This window comes from Salmonella sp. WC3 (assembly GCF_042932255.1).
Classification (GTDB): Bacteria; Pseudomonadota; Gammaproteobacteria; order Enterobacterales; family Enterobacteriaceae; genus Salmonella; species Salmonella enterica.
Genome location: NZ_CP170629.1, coordinates 2,623,099 through 2,640,876, shown reverse-complemented (window position 1 = coordinate 2,640,876; position 17,778 = coordinate 2,623,099). Strand labels below are relative to the sequence as shown.

General features: G+C 51.2%; 17 protein-coding genes and 1 pseudogene. 6 read left to right on the top strand and 12 right to left on the bottom strand.

Going from position 1 to position 17,778, the window contains the following annotated elements:
- Positions 1-79: 79 nt before the first annotated feature.
- The 6 genes and pseudogenes from pdeR to ACFK9X_RS12730 all read right to left on the bottom strand — a co-directional run bounded on the left by pdeR (position 80) and on the right by ACFK9X_RS12730 (position 7,039).
- Complete coding sequence (gene pdeR / locus ACFK9X_RS12755) at positions 80-2,062, bottom strand: cyclic di-GMP phosphodiesterase (RefSeq protein WP_151116640.1); 1,983 nt, start codon at positions 2,060-2,062, stop codon at positions 80-82.
- A 261-nt stretch (positions 2,063-2,323) separates the two neighbouring features.
- A complete protein-coding gene (locus ACFK9X_RS12750; RefSeq protein WP_151116638.1) occupies positions 2,324-4,258 on the bottom strand; it encodes an exoribonuclease II in 1,935 nt (644 codons plus the stop codon).
- 244 nt (positions 4,259-4,502) lie between these two features.
- Positions 4,503-5,480 (bottom strand): annotated as a pseudogene (locus tag ACFK9X_RS12745) (CMD domain-containing protein); the annotation flags it as partial.
- A gap of 199 nt (positions 5,481-5,679) precedes the next feature.
- Positions 5,680-6,468 carry an enoyl-ACP reductase FabI gene (gene fabI, locus ACFK9X_RS12740; RefSeq protein WP_000506501.1) on the bottom strand — a complete coding sequence of 263 codons (789 nt, stop codon included), beginning with the start codon at positions 6,466-6,468 and terminating at the stop codon, positions 5,680-5,682.
- 117 nt (positions 6,469-6,585) lie between these two features.
- Entirely contained in the window at positions 6,586-6,885 is a 300-nt protein-coding gene (locus ACFK9X_RS12735) for a hypothetical protein (RefSeq protein ID WP_010989025.1), read from the bottom strand.
- Positions 6,860-7,039: a hypothetical protein gene (locus tag ACFK9X_RS12730; protein ID WP_031617826.1), complete on the bottom strand. Its 180-nt coding sequence runs from the start codon at positions 7,037-7,039 to the stop codon at positions 6,860-6,862. The genes ACFK9X_RS12735 and ACFK9X_RS12730 overlap by 26 nt, the downstream gene beginning before the upstream one ends.
- Positions 7,040-7,073: 34 nt before the next feature.
- On the opposite strand from ACFK9X_RS12730, the gene steC reads away from it, so the two are divergent.
- A complete protein-coding gene (gene steC / locus ACFK9X_RS12725; RefSeq protein ID WP_001116924.1) occupies positions 7,074-8,447 on the top strand; it encodes an SPI-2 type III secretion system effector kinase SteC in 1,374 nt (457 codons plus the stop codon).
- A 479-nt stretch (positions 8,448-8,926) separates the two neighbouring features.
- Positions 8,927-9,619: an EAL domain-containing protein gene (locus ACFK9X_RS12720; protein WP_151116636.1), complete on the top strand. Its 693-nt coding sequence runs from the start codon at positions 8,927-8,929 to the stop codon at positions 9,617-9,619.
- A 15-nt stretch (positions 9,620-9,634) separates the two neighbouring features.
- Here the strand turns inward: ACFK9X_RS12720 and sapF are convergent, their stop codons facing one another.
- From sapF to pspF, 6 genes are all read right to left on the bottom strand, one after another.
- Positions 9,635-10,441: a peptide ABC transporter ATP-binding protein SapF gene (gene sapF / locus ACFK9X_RS12715; protein ID WP_000230462.1), complete on the bottom strand. Its 807-nt coding sequence runs from the start codon at positions 10,439-10,441 to the stop codon at positions 9,635-9,637.
- A gap of 1 nt (position 10,442) precedes the next feature.
- Positions 10,443-11,435 (bottom strand): peptide ABC transporter ATP-binding protein SapD, encoded by a 993-nt coding sequence (sapD, locus tag ACFK9X_RS12710; RefSeq protein WP_001128869.1) that lies wholly within the window; start codon positions 11,433-11,435, stop codon positions 10,443-10,445.
- Positions 11,435-12,325: a peptide ABC transporter permease SapC gene (gene sapC / locus ACFK9X_RS12705; protein ID WP_151116634.1), complete on the bottom strand. Its 891-nt coding sequence runs from the start codon at positions 12,323-12,325 to the stop codon at positions 11,435-11,437. The genes sapD and sapC overlap by 1 nt, the downstream gene beginning before the upstream one ends.
- Positions 12,312-13,277, bottom strand: coding sequence for a peptide ABC transporter permease SapB (sapB, locus tag ACFK9X_RS12700; RefSeq protein ID WP_000583298.1), 966 nt, complete (start codon positions 13,275-13,277; stop codon positions 12,312-12,314). The genes sapC and sapB overlap by 14 nt, the downstream gene beginning before the upstream one ends.
- The gene (sapA, locus tag ACFK9X_RS12695; RefSeq protein ID WP_001241620.1) at positions 13,274-14,923 is read right to left on the bottom strand and encodes a peptide ABC transporter substrate-binding protein SapA; all 1,650 of its coding nucleotides are present in this window, start codon (positions 14,921-14,923) and stop codon (positions 13,274-13,276) included. The genes sapB and sapA overlap by 4 nt, the downstream gene beginning before the upstream one ends.
- Positions 14,924-15,034: 111 nt before the next feature.
- On the bottom strand, positions 15,035-16,015 hold the full coding sequence (gene pspF / locus ACFK9X_RS12690) for a phage shock protein operon transcriptional activator (protein ID WP_023198592.1): 981 nt from the start codon (positions 16,013-16,015) through the stop codon (positions 15,035-15,037).
- 170 nt (positions 16,016-16,185) lie between these two features.
- On the opposite strand from pspF, the gene pspA reads away from it, so the two are divergent.
- Genes pspA through pspD form a run of 4 tightly spaced genes read left to right on the top strand, consistent with a single transcriptional unit; the run spans position 16,186 to position 17,732 of the window.
- The gene (gene pspA, locus ACFK9X_RS12685; RefSeq protein ID WP_061380491.1) at positions 16,186-16,848 is read left to right on the top strand and encodes a phage shock protein PspA; all 663 of its coding nucleotides are present in this window, start codon (positions 16,186-16,188) and stop codon (positions 16,846-16,848) included.
- Between the two features lie 59 nt (positions 16,849-16,907).
- Entirely contained in the window at positions 16,908-17,132 is a 225-nt protein-coding gene (gene pspB, locus ACFK9X_RS12680) for an envelope stress response membrane protein PspB (protein WP_001274953.1), read from the top strand.
- On the top strand, positions 17,132-17,491 hold the full coding sequence (gene pspC, locus ACFK9X_RS12675; protein ID WP_000508938.1) for an envelope stress response membrane protein PspC: 360 nt from the start codon (positions 17,132-17,134) through the stop codon (positions 17,489-17,491). Before pspB ends, pspC begins: the two co-directional genes overlap by 1 nt.
- A 22-nt stretch (positions 17,492-17,513) precedes the next feature.
- The gene (pspD, locus tag ACFK9X_RS12670; protein ID WP_001097610.1) at positions 17,514-17,732 is read left to right on the top strand and encodes a phage shock protein PspD; all 219 of its coding nucleotides are present in this window, start codon (positions 17,514-17,516) and stop codon (positions 17,730-17,732) included.
- The last annotated feature ends 46 nt before the right edge of the window (positions 17,733-17,778 follow it).

Sequence of the window (17,778 nt, the reverse complement as noted above, 5' to 3'; positions counted from 1 at the left end):
CAGAAATTAATCTGAAAAGAGAAGGGAAAAATAGGGCTATGCCTGTCTGCACAGGCTGTTCTCCCTATTATCGTCGCCATTAACGCATTTTTTTCGTCTGATAACGTTTGTACCAGCGTTCAAAAGAAACGGCGGGCATAGGTTTGGCGAATAAAAAGCCCTGTCGTTCATTGACGCCGTTTTTTGTCAGGAAGGCATCTTCTTTAGCATTTTCTACACCTTCGGCAATCACTTGTAAATTTAGCGCCTGAGCCACCGCGACAATCGCCCTAACCAGAGATTGCGACAGCGGTTGCTTATGGATATCTCTGACGAAAGCCTGATCCAGTTTAACGGCATCAATAGGGAACCGGGCGAGTTGAGAAAGCGAAGAATACCCTGTGCCAAAATCATCCAGATGAATCTGGGCGCCGAGCTGACTAAATTGCTGGATAACCGATAGCGCCAGCGTGTCGTTTTCGATCAGGCAGCTTTCCGTTAGCTCGACATCGATTGGGCAATACTCAAAATTCAGATCGTACAAAGCCTGTTTAAGCGCAGTAAAAAGCGTCTGGTCGGCCAGTTGTCGCGCCGAAAAGTTAACGGCTACGCGCAAGTTAATCCCCTTATCGCGCCATTTCGCAATCTGGCGAACTACATCCAGAATCACCCAGCGGCCCAGCGGGACGATGAGTCCTGACTCTTCGGCGTATGAGATGAACTCCAGCGGCGGAATTAATCCGCGTTCCGGCGATTGCCAGCGTACCAGCGCTTCCAGGCTACGTACTTCGCCGCGCCAGGTAATTTGGGGCTGATAGTGAATAAGTAACTGGTCGTTTTCCAGCGCTTTTCGCAGGTTTGTATCCAGCCAGTGATAGTCAAATACGCGCTGATTCATTTCCGGCGAAAAAACGCAGAACTGACCGCGGCCGCCTTCTTTGGCGTTATACATTGCGGTGTCGGCAGTGCGAATGAGACTTTCGCTGTCCTGTCCGTGCCGGGGGGCCAACGAAATGCCAATGGCGCATCCCGTGTAAACTTCAATGAGTCCAATGCGAAACGGTTGCCGCAGCCGGGTAAGGATTCGTGAGGCTACTGCTTCCAGCGCGGCCTGAGACGTATGGGCAGCGAGGACAATGAATTCATCTCCCCCCAGTCTGGCCAGCAATTGATCTTCCTCCAGACAACTCAACAGCGCCAGCGAAACGGCCTGTAAGAGCTGATCGCCAAACATATGCCCATAGGCGTCATTAATTTTCTTGAAGTTATCCAGATCGAGATAAACGATACCCACCTGCGACTCGCCAGCCGAGGCAATAGCATGATTAATAAATTCATGAATAGCATTGCGATTGGGCAGGCCGGTGACGGTGTCTGTATTCGCCAGTATGCGTAAACGCTCCTGAGTCCGCCTTTCTTCGGTGATATCCGAGCCTGCGCAGATCAGGAAAATTTCGTTTTTTCCGCTACCGTTATGGACAAATTTATTACGAAATAAGAACAGGCGTTGACCTTTACGAGTCTTTATCCAGCGTTCGATTTCATAGGCATTGCCATTGCGAAAAAAATTCTCAATGTAGTGCCGGGAGGCAACCGCCTCCCGGCGACTCATAAATAATTTAAAGACGCTTTGACCAATTACATCTCGCTCTTTTAAGCCCGTGTACTCTTCGCATAACCGATTAAATCGACAGATTTTTCCCCGACTATCCAGTATCGCAATGACTGAGTTGGCTTCTGATACGATTTGCTCGGCAAAAGAGAGTTCCTGCGCCTGCGTTGGCGCGACGGCAGGCGTATCAGGCCAGGTTGCCAGGCTGCCAGCCCATTCACGGTTATTAATCTTACGGCCTACCAGGTGCACAGCGGTAACCTGTTTTTCTATCAACAACGTTATCAGCAGACTGGACGTAATCGCCGTTATTTCCCGGATACGCCCGGCTTGCTCCGGCGATAGCTCAACCGTTTTTTCTGCATCCGTTTCACCTGTCGGGGAGAGATACAGCACGTTGCGGTCATCAGCCAGACGCCAGTGAGAGTGAAGGGGATTTAGCGCCGTTTGTTCCTGAATCTGTTTCATCATGCGTACCATCCCATTTAAGCGCCAGGTGCCCGAAAAGAAAGGTTAGCCATGTTATAAATAAGGGTAATTATGGCTGAACGTATTGTTTTATCTATGTATTCATATGTAATCCAGATTCTGGAAAAAGCATAGTCGCCAGCTAAAAATAACAAGAAATGGGGCGCTTGAATAAGATTAAACTTAGAGCATGACGGAAGGGAGAAGAAGAAAAGAAACGGCCTTTGCCTTCTCAGCAAAGGCCGTTAAGCGAGCTCAACGTGGTTACGCTGCCGGTCGGGCAATAATGCTGCGGGTTTCCATGCGAACTTCCGCAATAGTGACATCAATGACATCCGTCACTTTATAAACCGTCTCACCTTTAATCTGTACCGTACCGTTTTCCTGGCTGCATACCAGTTCATCGCGAACGGCGTGCAGGAACGGGGCAGGGATAAAGGCGATAGCGCCGTTATCGACCAGTCGCACGCGCATACCACCGCGGCTGACGTCAATAATTTCTGCCGCGAAACGGGTATTTGTCCCCGCCTTATCGTTAAGGAAGCGTGCATATAACCAGTCGCCGACATCGCGCTCCGCCATGCGGTTCAGGCGACGGCGTTCCGCCATTTGTTGGGTGATATCTTCCTGCGGACGCGCAATAGCTTCCCCCTTGATGACCGCTTTCAGCAGGCGATGGTTAATCATATCGCCATACTTACGGATGGGAGAGGTCCAGGTGGCGTAAGCCTCAAGACCAAGACCGAAATGCGGCCCCGGCTCGGTGCTGATTTCCGCAAAAGACTGGAAGCGACGAATGCGGCTGTCAAGGAAACCGGAGGGCTGCGCATCCAGTTCGCGACGCAGTTTACAGAAGCCTTCCAGCGTCAGCACCTCTTCGGCATCGACATGCAGACCATGCGTTTTCAGCAGCGCGGCCAGCGCGTCGGCATTCGCGGGATCGAAGCCCGTATGTACGTTGTAAATACCGAAACCGAGCTTATCGCGCAGTACGCGCGCGGCGCAAAGGTTAGCGGCGATCATCGACTCTTCTACGATACGGTTAGCGATACGGCGCGGTTCCGCCACAATATCCAGTACTTCGCCTTTTTCGCCAAGCACAAAGCGGTAATCCGGGCGGTCTTTAAAGACTAACGCATTATGATGACGCCACTCACTGCGGCTTAGACAAATACGGTGCAACAGACGAATCTGCTGGGCAATGCCTTCGTTCTCCGGCTGCCAGGTGCCGTTATTTTCCAGCCAGTCGGAGACATTGTCGTACGCCAGCTTGGCCTTCGATTCGATGGTGGCCGCAAAAAAGGCGATATCATCGTCAATGGTGCCGTCCGCGGCGATGATCATGCGACAGGCGAGCGCCGGACGCACTTCGTTGGCGCGCAGCGAACACAGATCGTCAGACAGCTCACGCGGCAGCATAGGAATATTGAAGCCCGGCAGGTAGTTGGTGAAGGCGCGAATTTTCGCTGTGTTATCCAGCTTACTGCCTTCGGCAATCCAGGCGGTAGGATCGGCGATAGCCACCGTAAGCTGGAGTCTGCCGTCCGCTAATTCCTCAGCATAAAGCGCGTCATCCATATCTTCAGTGCTGGCGCTATCGATAGTGACGAAATTCAGCGCGGTCAGATCCTGGCGCTCCAGCCCTTCGTCCAGCATCTCCGTCGCTACGCCGTTCGGCGCTTCTTTTTCCAGGTTGTGGCGGGCAAGCGTAACCCACCAGGGAACAAAGTGATCGTCGGCAAAGGTGATGTACTGCGTTAAATCGGCGTAAAACGAACGGTCGCCTTTAAGCGGATGGCGGCGCATTTCGGCAACCGCCCAGTCACCTTCTTTGAACTCATGCTGAACGCCGCGCGCGGCGCGGCAGGGAATCGCGTCTTTCAGCAACGGATGATCCGGCACGATGGACAGGCGGTCATTTTTACCCTGAACTTTTCCCACAAAACGCGTCAGGAACGGTTCGATCAGTTCTTCCGGCTCGGCAGACTCACGTTCTTTTTCCGTGTGGATGACCGCGACGATACGATCGCCATGCATCACTTTTTTCATCTGCGGCGGAGGAATGAAGTAGCTTTTTTGCGCGTCAACCTCAAGGAAGCCAAAGCCTTTTTCCGTGGCTTTTACGACCCCTTCAGCGCGCGGCGTCTGGGAATGCAGTTGCTGTTTAAGCTGCGCTAGCAGCGGGTTGTCCTGAAACATATTCGTCTATTTTCGTAGCCAAAAGAGCGGCTGACAGTTTTACGCGATTCTGCCTGGCGCAGCAAGCGCTCTTTCAGTAATGGATGAGTTAATAGGTTTCGCCCAACGCGATTTTTAAACGATTTAACCATCCGCACACGCCACACCAGCCTAACATATTAATGGCCTGCTCCGATGAAACTCCCCTGGTGAGTAGCGGGAAAAAATGCGCGGCGCTAAAGCGATCGGGCGCTCTGGTGAGCCATTGTATCGCCTGTGTCAGCGCGGGCTCAAGTTCCCAACGAGCGATGTCGTCGTCTTCCTGGCGTAACGTGATGACAGCACGGCGCCACGCGCCAGGTTGGGTTGCCTGTTCGTTAAAGCAGGCGGCGCTGCCGTTGATACGTGATGTGAGGAGCGTGATAAGTGGAAGTAAAGAAGGGGGCGATGCAGTGTGTAATGTGCTGGTCAGTATGCGTTCGAGTAACGCGAATGAAGACGGATCGCGCATGAGTACCGGCGCCATCATTTGGCATTGTGAAGACGAATATTGCCGCCGAACTTTGGTATGGGCTGGAGGATATTCTACCAGACTGGCGGCGGGCCGCCATATCGTCTGGGGGTTTTGAAACCGCGCGGCCCTGGCAAAGCGCTGCATCTCCTGGCCGGGCAGTTCGCGCACGGGCAGACGGCAAAACGCCTGAAATATCGCCGCTACCCGCGCCTGAAAACCGATAAACCCAATGATCTGATTGATGAGTACGGTATCCCGGGCGGTTAATCCCACCTCTGCAAGCTGTTCGCGGGCTCGCGTATTGATAACGGAGGGGGAGCCGGCAAGCTGACGAGCGTATTGCGTAATTTGCGCCAGCCGTTGATTGCTCTCTCTTGAGGCGTCAGGGCCAGGTAGCGGCGCCAGACGCGCGGCATAATAGCGACACAAACGCTGAACCCCAAATACCTGAGCGGCGGTAAGGGCGGTGCTCATACGTTCATAGGCGCTAAACGTATGAAGCCGGTCGTTGAGAACCGTGCGAGGAAATAAGACATCCGCCAACTGGCGAGCGGGCTTTAACCATGATTCAAAAGGCGTCAACGCGGTTTCTGCTACCGCTAAATCCAGTAAAAAACGATCGTTAACATACGCGGCTTCCGGCATCAGCGAAAGCGGGGTTTGTGACGACATAGTGGATTGTGTTTCATGATACCAGTGGCTTTTACCCGCTTTTCGGCATTGTTCCATAGGGTTTCCCGAGGATGAAATGGCGATCGATAATGATTCGGCGTCGGATCGTTTATGCTGGATTATCCTGGCGTATGCGGGAAAGGGATGAAAGATTGTTAGGTGATAACAAATATCAGAACGCTATATAACGAGATGAGCGGTGAGTTAGGGGAATGGGGCAGCACAGCCGTGCCGCCCGTTAATAAACTTAATGCGCTTACTTCAGTTCCAGTTCATTCATTGCCGCAATGCTGAACCCGCCGTCAACGTGAACGACTTCGCCAGAAATGCCTGCCGAGAGATCGGAGCACAGAAACGCCGCTGAGTTACCCACATCTTCAATGGTCACGGTGCGACGAATTGGCGTAACGGCTTCACAATGCGCCAGCATTTTACGGAAGTCTTTAATACCGGACGCCGCCAGCGTGCGGATTGGGCCCGCAGAGATGGCGTTGACGCGAACGCCTTCCGGCCCCATTGCATTTGCCATATAACGCACGTTGGCTTCCAGAGAGGCTTTCGCCAGACCCATGACATTGTAGTTCGGGATGGCGCGCTCCGCTCCCAGATAAGACAAGGTCAACAGCGCAGAACCCGGATTCAGCATGGTGCGGCAGGCTTTCGCCATGGCAACAAAGCTGTAAGAGCTAATATCGTGAGCGATTTTAAAGCCTTCGCGGGTAACCGCATTAACATAATCGCCGTCCAGCTGATCGCCAGGCGCGAAACCAATCGAGTGTACGAAACCGTCAAATTTCGGCCAAACGTTACCTAGCTCCGCAAACATAGCGTCAATGCTGGCATCTTCAGCGACATCACACGGTAAAACGATGCTGGAACCCAGCTGGGCAGCAAATTCTTCTACGCGGCCTTTCAGTTTGTCGTTCTGGTAGGTGAACGCCAGTTCAGCTCCTTCGCGGTGCATCGCCTGTGCGATACCGTAGGCGATGGACAGTTTACTGGCCACGCCAGTGACCAGAATGCGCTTACCGGAAAGAAAACCCATAGCTTTAATCCTTATAGTCATTGCTTATTTTTTGCTTTTACGAACAATGGTTAACAGCAACTTTTCAACATTATTCGAAATTAGTCTGAAATTATATCCCACTCCTGGCCCCGTGTGTCACGCTATTTTTCCGCCGCTATCTCCGGCAGGTGACGTTCTAAAACCACACGGTAACGAAGTCCCTGAGGATTTTGAGCACTCCCCAGGGCCAAACTGGCAAATCAAAGAGTCTAATGGGACAGGCCCTACGGTGCAGTATACCAGCTGGTGTAAGGTTCGCCTCATCCAACCAGAGACACCGGGACGGATAGCAAGTACGATAGCGATGCGCTTTCCACCAGACAAATAAAGGTTCTGTAGGAAGCCTGAATATTCATCCAAATGGTTTACCTCACCTATTAGCGATGTTATGGATATGTAATTTTAACCAGCAAATGCTTAACAAAAATAATTTCTTTTTTAGGTGCTGAAGGTTTTCTCTATTTATTGATGCAGAGTAATACTGAATATGAAAAATTTTGGAAATCAGGTGATTACAGTAGTTACAAATCAGGTTTTTATATGTTTGCATGTGTATTATAATAAATTTTCAGAGGATGAGACATATGCCGTTTACATTTCAGATCGGAAATCATAGTTGCCAGATATCAGAAAGGTATTTAAGAGATATCATCGATAATAAAAGAGAGCATGTTTTTTCAACGTGTGAGAAATTTATAGATTTTTTCAGGAATATATTTACCAGGCGAAGTTTAATTTCTGATTATAGAGAAATCTATAATCTACTGTGCCAAAAAAAAGAGCATCCCGATATTAAAGGGCCTTTCTCTCCAGGACCATTTTCGAAGCGAGATGAAGACTGTACACGATGGCGCCCCCTTCTTGGATATATTAAACTTATTGATGCCTCCAGACCTGAAACAATAGATAAATACACTGTAGAGGTATTAGCACATCAAGAAAATATGTTACTACTACAGATGTTTTACGATGGAGTATTAGTGACCGAGACGGAGTGTTCTGAACGTTGCGTCGATTTTTTAAAAGAAACGATGTTTAATTATAATAACGGGGAAATTACGCTTGCCGCTTTGGGTAATGATAATCTACCGCCGAGCGAGGCAGGTAGTAATGGAATCTATGAGGCTTTTGAGCAACGTTTGATAGACTTCCTGACCACGCCCGCCACGGCGTCTGGTGATGAGAGCGGCGCTATTGATCAGACGGATGCATCACAACCAGCGGCAATAGAGGCGTTTATTAACTCGCCGGAGTTTCAGAAAAATATTCGCATGCGTGATATTGAAAAAAATAAAATAGGTAGCGGAAGTTATGGGACAGTCTATCGGTTACATGATGACTTTGTTGTTAAGATTCCAGTTAATGAGCGGGGAATAAAAGTGGATGTTAACTCTCAGGAACATCGTAATTGTCATCCTGAGCGTGTCAGTAAGTATTTGAATATGGCCAATGGCGACAAGAATTTTTCTCGTTCGGCCATCATGAATATTAATGGTAAAGACGTTACGGTTTTAGTTTCAAAATATATTCAAGGTCAGGAGTTCGATGTTGAAGATGAAGATAACTATCGAATGGCGGAGGCGCTTCTTAAATCCCGGGGGGTTTATATGCATGATATAAATATCTTAGGTAATATTCTGGTTAAAGAGGGGGTTCTTTTCTTTGTGGATGGCGATCAAATCGTGTTGTCACAAGAATCACGGCAACAGCGAAGCGTTTCTCTTGCAACAAGGCAACTGGAAGAGCAAATTAAGGCCCATCACATGATAAAATTAAAGCGGGCCGAGACCGAAGGAAATACTGAAGATGTTGAATATTATAAGTCACTTATTACGGATCTTGATGCGTTAATCGGAGAGGAAGAACAGACACCTGCGCCAGGAAGACGTTTTAAACTAGCCGCGCCTGAGGAGGGGACTCTTGTGGCTAAAGTATTAAAGAATGAATTAAAAAAATAGCATTTAGTTCCGTTCTTTTCTGCGAATCGCCGGGGCTCATTCGCTACAGATTTACCGATCAATTATTGAGAGTTGCTATTCGTTTAAAGGTCGTTCGGGGGATCTGGACAGCCTGCAGCGGAGATGCAACTCGCCATTAGGGTTGGCGATGCCGCGCTGCCATAGTGGGTGAAATGCCTCGCAATGGTGTAACAACATTAACTCGCCTTGATTTTTCCCCTCTGCCTGACAAGAAAAACCTGGCTTTACGGATGGTCTCATGCCGTCGTATTAGCGTTGTTCGGCGTAGTATGTAAATTTCCTTATAGCAATAGAAGAACATTCTCAAAACATAAAATTAGCAAGTTATCATGAAGTTAACATATATTGTTTTTTTCGATCATTTTTTATATATTGATCGTTTTTATTGATTGATTTGCGTTAAAAGAGCATTATCAGGGAGTTAAGATCAAGTGGAGTGGTCACATGCGCTATTTTTTATGGCAGAGCCGATAAGGGCAATGGAGGGGGATTTACTGGGTGTCGAAATCACTACCCATTTTGCATCGTCGCCCGCTCGTCCGCTACACCCTGAGTTTGTTATCTCGTCATGGGACAATTCGCAGAAGCGCCGTTTTCTGCTTGATCTGTTGCGGACAATCGCGGCCAAACATGGCTGGTTTCTACGCCACGGCCTATTCTGTATCGTAAATATTGATCGGGGTATGGCGCAGCTTGTCCTTCAGGATAAAGATATTCGCGCATTACTACACGCCATGCTATTTGTGGAGCTGCAGGTCGCTGAACATTTTTCATGTCAAGATAACGCCTTAATCGATCCTTTAATACACGCGCTTCATAAGCAACCTAATCCATTATGGCTGGGCGACCTGGGCGTAGGGAATGCAACTGCTGCGCCATTAGTTTGCGGGTGTTTTAGCGGCGTAAAACTTGATCGCAGCTTTTTTGTCTCACAAATTGAAAAAATGACGTTTCCGCTGCTTGTCAAACATATCCGGCGTTATTGTGACAAGATCGTGGTGGGGGGCCAGGAAAACACACGCTATTTGCCGGTGTTAAAAACGGCAGGCATTTGGGCAACCCAGGGCTCGTTATTTCCTTCCGTTGCGTTAGAAGAGGTTGAAACATTGCTGTTGGGCAGTCGCATGAACACCCTCAGAGAATTGAACTGAGGGTATTTGTGTCGCTTAGCGATCCTTTCGCCATGCGTCAGCGGTCAGCGCCTCGCCAAAATGGCCTGCGATTAAACGGCGGGTAAGCTCATGTAGCGGAGAGGCGAGCACATCGGCGGTGCTGCCGCGTTCAACCACTTCCCCCTGATGCATCACTAATACCTGATCGCTAATATGTTTCATCATGCCGATATGCTGCGTGACATAGATATAGGAGATGCCTTGCTTTTCCTGCAATTCAAGCATCAGATTGATGAGCTGCGAGCGCATGGACATATCAAGCGAAGCCAGCGCTTCGTCCGCGATAATGACTTTAGGGCGTAAAATCAGCGCGCGGGCCAGGCCCAGACGCTGTTTCTGCCCCGGCGCCAGCATATGCGGGTAGTAGCTCACGTGATCGGGCAATAGCCCCACCATACGCATCGTCTCGACAATCTGTTTGCGCCGCTGTTCCGGCTCCAGATCGGTATTAAGGCGCAGGGGGAAGTCAAGAATCTGTGAAATACGTTGACGTGGATTCAGTGACGTTGAAGGGTCCTGAAAAATCATTCGAATACGTTGGCTTCGAAACGAATAGTCGCCGTAATGCAGGGGATGATCGTCAATAAGAAGCTCGCCGCTGGTGGGTTCAATCATGCCGGCCAGCATCTTCGCCAGCGTGGATTTGCCGGAACCGTTTTCGCCGATAATGGCCAGGGTCTGACGCTCACGAAGCGTAAAGCTTAATGGTTTCACGGCGTCGACGGTCTGGCGACGAAACCATCCTGTCCGGTAGCGAAAGGTTTTACTCAGGTTGCGCACTTCAAGCAGAGTTTCCACCATATCACTCTCTCTCCATATTCAGCGGAAAATGACAGGCATAGAGATGATTTTTCGCGCCGGTTAAGCGTGGCGTGATAATGCATTCTCGTTGCGCGTAAGGGCAGCGCGGCCCCAGACGACAACCTATCGGTAACTGCTCCAGTAGCGGGATCGCGCCCGGCAGCGTATTGAGACGGCTTTTATGCGGCATCGCGCTGCCAAAATCCGGAATCGCACGGATAAGCGCCTGCGTATAAGGATGATGTGGCGTCGTCACCAGATCTTTACTTGGCGCGGTTTCTACCGTCTGGCCGCAGTATAAAACGTTGATTTTGTCAGCCCACTGACTCAGCATTTGCAGGTCGTGGCTAATCAACAGAATGGTGGTATTACTGTTTTGATTCAGTCGCGTCAACAGGCGAAAAATTTGCGCCTGCGTCGTCGGTTCCATTGAGTTGGTGGGTTCATCAGCGATCAGGAGTCGCGGTTGATTCGCCAGCGCGATAGCGATCATAACTTTCTGACACTCGCCATCGGTCAGTTCATAGGGAAAACTGCGCATCGCGTCTTTATGATCTTTAATTCCCACCCGGTGCAGTAATTCAATTGCACGCCGTTTACGCCAGCCTAAACGCTGCCACCAGCGGCCTTTATAGGTCCAGGCGGGAATATTTTGCATTAACTGGCGGCCGACGCGTTCGGAAGGATCAAGGCACGACTGCGGCTCCTGGAAGATCATCGACACATTATGTCCGACCAGCTTACGCCGTTCACGTGAGGAGAGGCGCAGCAGATCGATATCATCAAAACGCATACGGTCGGCAGTGACTCGCCAGTTGTCTTTCGCGACGCCGCAAATAGCTTTAGCAATCAAGCTCTTTCCGGAACCCGATTCACCTACCAGGCCGCGAATTTCGCCTTCGCTTAATGTCATACTGACGCGATCGACCGCTTTTACCCAACCTTCGCTGGTTTTAAATTCAATGGTGAGATTGCGGATATCCAGTAACGGCATTATTCCACCCCCGCAATAATCGCACGACGAATCCCATCTCCGAGCAGGTTTACCAGTAAAACACTGAGCGTTATCGCCGCGCCGGGTAGCATAACGGTCCACGGCGCGACATAGATTAGCTCCAGCGCATCCCCCAACATGGCGCCCCATTCAGGAGAGGGAAGCTGAGCTCCGAGATCTAAAAATCCCAGCGCGGCGATGTCCAGAATCGCCATCGACAGCGCCCGGGTAATTTCGGTGACCAGACCGGCGGTAATATTCGGTAAAATGGCGAACCACAGAATATTCAGCGTTGTCGCGCCATCCAGACGGGCGGCAATGACGTACTCTTTTTCCAGTTCATCATGCACCATGCTATAGACGGAACGTACCATTCGCGGCAACAGAGCCAGCCAGACGGCAAACATCGCGTGTGACAGATGTGGGCCGGCAAATGCCACGACGATAATCGCCAGCAAGAGCGAAGGGATGGAAAGCAGCGTGTCCAGAATATGGTTCAGCACGGCAGAGCGTAAACCGTGCGTCGCGCCTGCCACTACGCCGAGGACTAATCCACATAGCGTAGCCGCCAGCGTTACGATAAACGCGCTGCCGACCGTGGGCGCCGCGCCGCTTAACAGGCGGCTCAGCACATCGCGCCCCAGATCGTCAGTCCCCAGAAAAAAGGAGACTTCGCCATAGCGTGACCAGGAGGGCGGCAGTAGCTGATAGCCCAAAAATTGCTGATCGATACCATAGGGCGCGATCCAGCCGCCAAAAATACACAACAACGCCAGACCGGCGCATCCATACAGGCCCACCATCGCAGGCGCGTCGCTATAAAATTTACGCCAGGCAGTGCGCAGGGTGCCTGGCGGGCGCTTTTCGCTGTATACGCTATCGTAAGGCATACCATTCCTTATGTTTCAGAGGGTTAGCCATAGCACCCAAAATATCGGAAATCACATTGACCACAATAACCAGCGACCCAATGACCATCACGCCAGCGGAAATAGCGGCATAGTCCTGCTGACGAATGGCGTGAATTAACCATCGTCCCAGCCCTGGCCAGCTGAAAACCATTTCGGTAATCATCGCCAGCGTTAACATGGTTGAAAACTGCAGACCAAGACGGGGAATGACCGGCGGCAGCGCATTATGCAACACGTGACGGCGTAAAATCGTAAAGCGCGACAAGCCGCGCGTGGCCGCCGCTTTAACGTAGTTCTGATCGTAGACCTCAATAGTGCTGATTCGCATCAGGCGGATCACTTCTGTGGTCGGCGCGACGGAAAGCGTGAGCACCGGTAAAACCATATGCCGTATGGCGCTCATCACCATTTCATCACGCCACGGCGAATCTGAAATCCAGGCGTCAATGATGGCGAAACCGGTAACCGGTTTAACTTCATAAAGCAGGTCAAATCGCCCGGATACCGGCAGCCACCCTAGCGTGAGCGAAAAGAACAGTGTGAGCAGAAGCGCCAGCCAGAAAACCGGAATTGAGAAACCTAATAGCGCCAGCGCGCTGATAAAACGATCCGGCCATTTGCTACGCGTCACGCCAGCCAGCATCCCGACCGGGATGCCGACCATCAGCGCAAAACCAAAGGCGAGAATGCACAGCTCCATCGTGGCGGGAAACACCTCTTTAAGCTGTTCGGAGATCAGCTGGCCGTTAATGCTGGACACGCCAAAGTCCCAGTGCAGCAGACCGTTGAACCAGAAAACCCAGGCATTCCATAATGATGCGCCTTGTAGCGGCGCGTGCGGCGTAAAATAGCTCAGGCTAAAGCCGATAAAGGTCAGGAAGAAGAGCGTCACCAGCAACAGCAATAACCGACGCAGGGTGAAGATAATCATGGTTTTTTCACCTCTTCGTGTTTTTCGCGGGAGACGCCGGCAAAAGACGCATTGCCGAACGGGCTTAACACCAGCCCTTTAATATCGTAGCGGTAAGCCTGCAGGCGTAGTGATGATGCCAGCGGCAGTATCGGCAGCTCTTTCTCCAGGATATTCTGCGCTTCCTCATACGCTTCTATGCGCGAAGCCAACTGCTGCGACGACAGTGCCTTACGCAGCACGCTGTCAAATTCAGGGTTACACCAGTGGGCGAAATTGGTTTGCGAATTGATGGCCGCACAGCTTAACAGTGGTCTGAAAAAGCTATCCGGATCGTTGCTGTCCGTGGCCCAGCCGGATAAGGTCAGATCGTGATTCATATCCATCAGGCGCGCCTCCTGAAAACGACCTTCAACCGGCACAATGACCACTTTTACGCCAACCTGCGCCATATCCGCCTGAATAAGCTCCGCCGTTTTTAGCGGACTTGGGTTCCAGGCCTGAGAACTGGTCGGCACCCAGAGATGCAGCGTAAGATTCTCAATGCCCAGCGCTTTTAGCTGTTCGCGCGATTTTTCCGGATTGTACTCCGTAATTTTGGCATCGTTATCGTAAGCCCATGAGGCTCTCGGTAAAATGGAGGCTGCGGTTTCCGCCGTGCCGTAATAAATCGACTGCATCAGACGCTGGTTGTTGATCGATAAGGCCAGCGCATGGCGCACTGCGGGATTATTCAACGGCGGCTTATCGGTGTTAAAGGCCAGATAGGCGATATTCATCCCCGGGCGCAACGTCAGACGTAAACGCGGATCGTCGCGTAAAATAGTTAGCTGGCTGGCGGCGGGCCAGGCCAGAACATCGCATTCACCGGTCAGTAATTTCGATAAACGCCCGGTACCGCCGGAGCCTAAATCCACCACCACTTGCGGCATCAGCGGTTTGCCGCGCCAAAACCCATCGTGGCGCTGGAGACGAATAAACTGCCCGGCACGGTACTCCGAAAGCTGGAAAGGCCCGGTGCCGACCGGTTGGCGGTCTAGCAGTTCCTGACGATCTTTTCGGCTAAGCTGCGCGGCGTACTCAGCGGACATGACGGAAGCGTAGTGTGTAGCCAGATGCCATAAAAAGGAGGCGTCTGGCTGCGTCAGGCGAAACTCAACGGTGTTATTGTCCAGCTTACGCACGCTTTTTACATTGTCGGCGAACTGTAGGCTATCAAAGTAGGGGAAGCTACTGCCGTTGATGTTATGCCACGGATGTCGACGATCGAAAATCCGCTGAAAGGTAAAGACGACATCATCAGCATTGAGTTTTCGGGTCGGCGTAAACCAGGCTGTTTTTTGAAAGGAAACGTCGCGGCGCAGGTGAAAACGGTACGTTGCCCCGTTATCCAGCACTTCCCAGCTTTCTGCCAGCTCTGGGACTAAACGATAAGTATAGGGATCGACATCCAACAGGCGGTCATATAACTGGGCGGCCAGGGTATCGACGATGAGGCCGCTGCTCGCTTTTTGCGGATTAAAGGTGTTGACCTGCCCGCTGACACAATACACAAAGCCGCTATCGCGAATATCTGCACTCGCAGTTTGTTCGGGCGCAGCCGCAGCCGTAGCCTGACTACTCAGTAGACCCGCTATCACGATCAGAGACGATAAAACCAGGCGCATAATAGTTAAGTTTTTGAAGTTCAATTTGCAAAGTGTATCGCACTTCGGCCCGCCACGTAAAAATGTCGGTGGATAACTGGCGTAAATGTCGTCAATTAGCCGGAGAAATAGCTAAAGCTGATGCTTTTTAAGCAAGGCGCGAAACTGGTGGTAGGTGAGCGCCAGCAAATCGGCGGCTCGTTTCTGGTTAAATTTCGCCTGCTGTAAGCTACGTTGCAGCAGCGCTTTTTCCTGTTGCAGTTGAAACTCCCGCAAGTTGAGCGGCAGGTCAGGCGTGGCGGATGCCGCTGGCAGGGCGGGCGTGGGCGGTTCGGCGGGATGGCGTTGAAAAGGATCGATAACAATTTCATCCAAAGGATGTTCACTGCTGCCGTGGCGATACACTGAACGTTCGACTACGTTTTTCAGCTCGCGGACATTACCCGGCCAGGCGTAATGCAACAACGTTTCTTTTGCCCGATCGGTAAAACCGGGAAATAAGGGCAGACGTAGCTCACGACACATCTGAATAGCAAAATGCTCGGCCATCAGCATGATATCGCTCTGGCGTTCGCGCAGCGGCGGCAGTTGTACAACATCAAAAGCCAGCCTGTCGAGCAGATCGGCACGAAATGTCCCTTCCTTCACCATGGCGGGTAAATCGGCATTAGTGGCGCATACTAATCGCACATTAACCTGTAACGGCTGGCTGCCGCCGACGCGCTCTAGCTCGCCATATTCAATCACCCGCAGCAGCTTTTCCTGTACCAGCATCGGCGCTGTCGCCAGTTCATCCAAAAACAGCGTGCCGCCATCGGCGCGTTCAAAGCGACCGGGATGGCGTTTTTGCGCCCCGGTAAAAGCACCCGCTTCATGACCAAACAGTTCGGAGTCCAGCAGGTTTTCGTTAAGCGCCGCGCAGTTAAGCGAGATAAGCGGCCCCTGCCAGCGTGAAGAGAGATAGTGCAGGCGATTGGCGATAAGTTCTTTACCCGTACCGCGTTCGCCAATAATCAGCACTGGCTTATCCAGCGGCGCGAGCCGGGAGACTTGTTCCAGTACTTCAAGAAAACGGTTTGCCTCGCCGAGCAGGTTATCTTTAAATTCAGCCATGATGAAAATCGCCACTTGTTAGTGTTTTTCACCACTTTATCCTTTTTTGCTGGCGAGGTAAAACGAAATAATTTCTTTATTATCAGTGATATGAAAAGTTGGCACGCAAATTGTATTAATCATGTAGCAGGGCATCGCCCGTTATCAGAACATTATGTGAGGATTGAATTATGGGTATTTTTTCTCGTTTTGCCGACATCGTGAACGCCAATATCAATGCGTTGTTGGAAAAAGCGGAAGATCCGCAGAAGCTGGTGCGCCTGATGATTCAGGAGATGGAAGATACGCTGGTGGAGGTTCGCTCGAACTCCGCGCGTGCTTTAGCGGAAAAGAAACAGTTATCCCGTCGTATTGAACAGGCCACGACTCAGCAGACCGAGTGGCAGGAAAAAGCGGAACTGGCTCTGCGCAAAGATAAAGACGATCTGGCGCGCGCCGCATTGATTGAAAAACAAAAGCTGACCGATTTAATTGCTACGCTTGAACAGGAAGTCACGCTGGTGGATGACACGCTGGCGCGCATGAAGAAAGAGATTGGCGAGCTGGAAAACAAACTCAGCGAAACACGCGCTCGCCAGCAGGCGCTGATGCTGCGTCATCAGGCGGCAAGTTCTTCCCGCGATGTCCGTCGTCAGCTTGACAGCGGCAAACTGGATGAAGCCATGGCGCGGTTTGAATCCTTTGAACGTCGTATCGATCAAATGGAAGCGGAAAGCCATCGTTTTGGTAAGCAGCAATCGCTGGACCAACAGTTTGCCAACCTGAAAGCCGATGATGAAATCAGCGAGCAGCTGGCGCAGTTGAAAGCCAAAATGAAGCAAGATAATCAATAATGACAATGGCGGCGCCGGTACGCGCCGTCGCTCATCAGCTTTAGGTGTAAGGAGAACGCATGAGCGCGCTATTTCTGGCCATCCCGTTAACCATTTTTGTGTTGTTTGTGTTACCGATTTGGCTGTGGCTGCATTACAGCAACCGCGCCGGTCGGGGAGAACTGTCGCAAAGCGAGCAGCAACGCTTACTGCAACTCACAGACGACGCGCAACGTATGCGCGAGCGCATTCAGGCGCTGGAAGACATTCTTGATGCAGAGCATCCGAACTGGAGAGAGCGCTAATGGGTGGAATCAATCTGAATAAAAAACTATGGCGTATGCCGCAAAAGGGCATGGTGCGTGGCGTTTGCGCCGGGATCGCCGACTACCTTGATGTACCGGTAAAACTGGTGCGTATTCTGGTCGTGCTGTCGATTTTCTTTGGGCTGGCGTTTTTTACCGTAGTGGCCTATATCGTTCTGTCTTTTGTACTGGACCCTATGCCGGATAATCTGGCCGCAGGCAAACCGCAGCCGACCAGCGGCGAACTGCTGGATACCGTAGACAGAGAGCTTGCCGCAGGCGAAAAGCGTTTGCGAGAAATGGAACGCTACGTCACGTCAGATACGTTCACACTGCGTAGTCGTTTCCGTCAACTGTAACTGATATATCGGGAAGGTGAAGATGAATACTCGCTGGCAACGCGTCGGGCAGAAGGTGAAGCCCGGCTTCAAAATAGCAGGTAAGCTGGTTCTGTTGACCGCGTTACGCTACGGGCCTGCCGGCGTGGCGGGATGGGCGGTAAAATCCGTCGCCCGTCGTCCGCTAAAAATGTTGCTGGCGTTTGCGCTGGAGCCAGTACTTCGTAAGGCGGCGAATAAAATTTCGCAGCGTTACAAATAGCGAGTCTGGTCATAATATTTCGTTAAGCTCTGGCGTATAGTGTGTG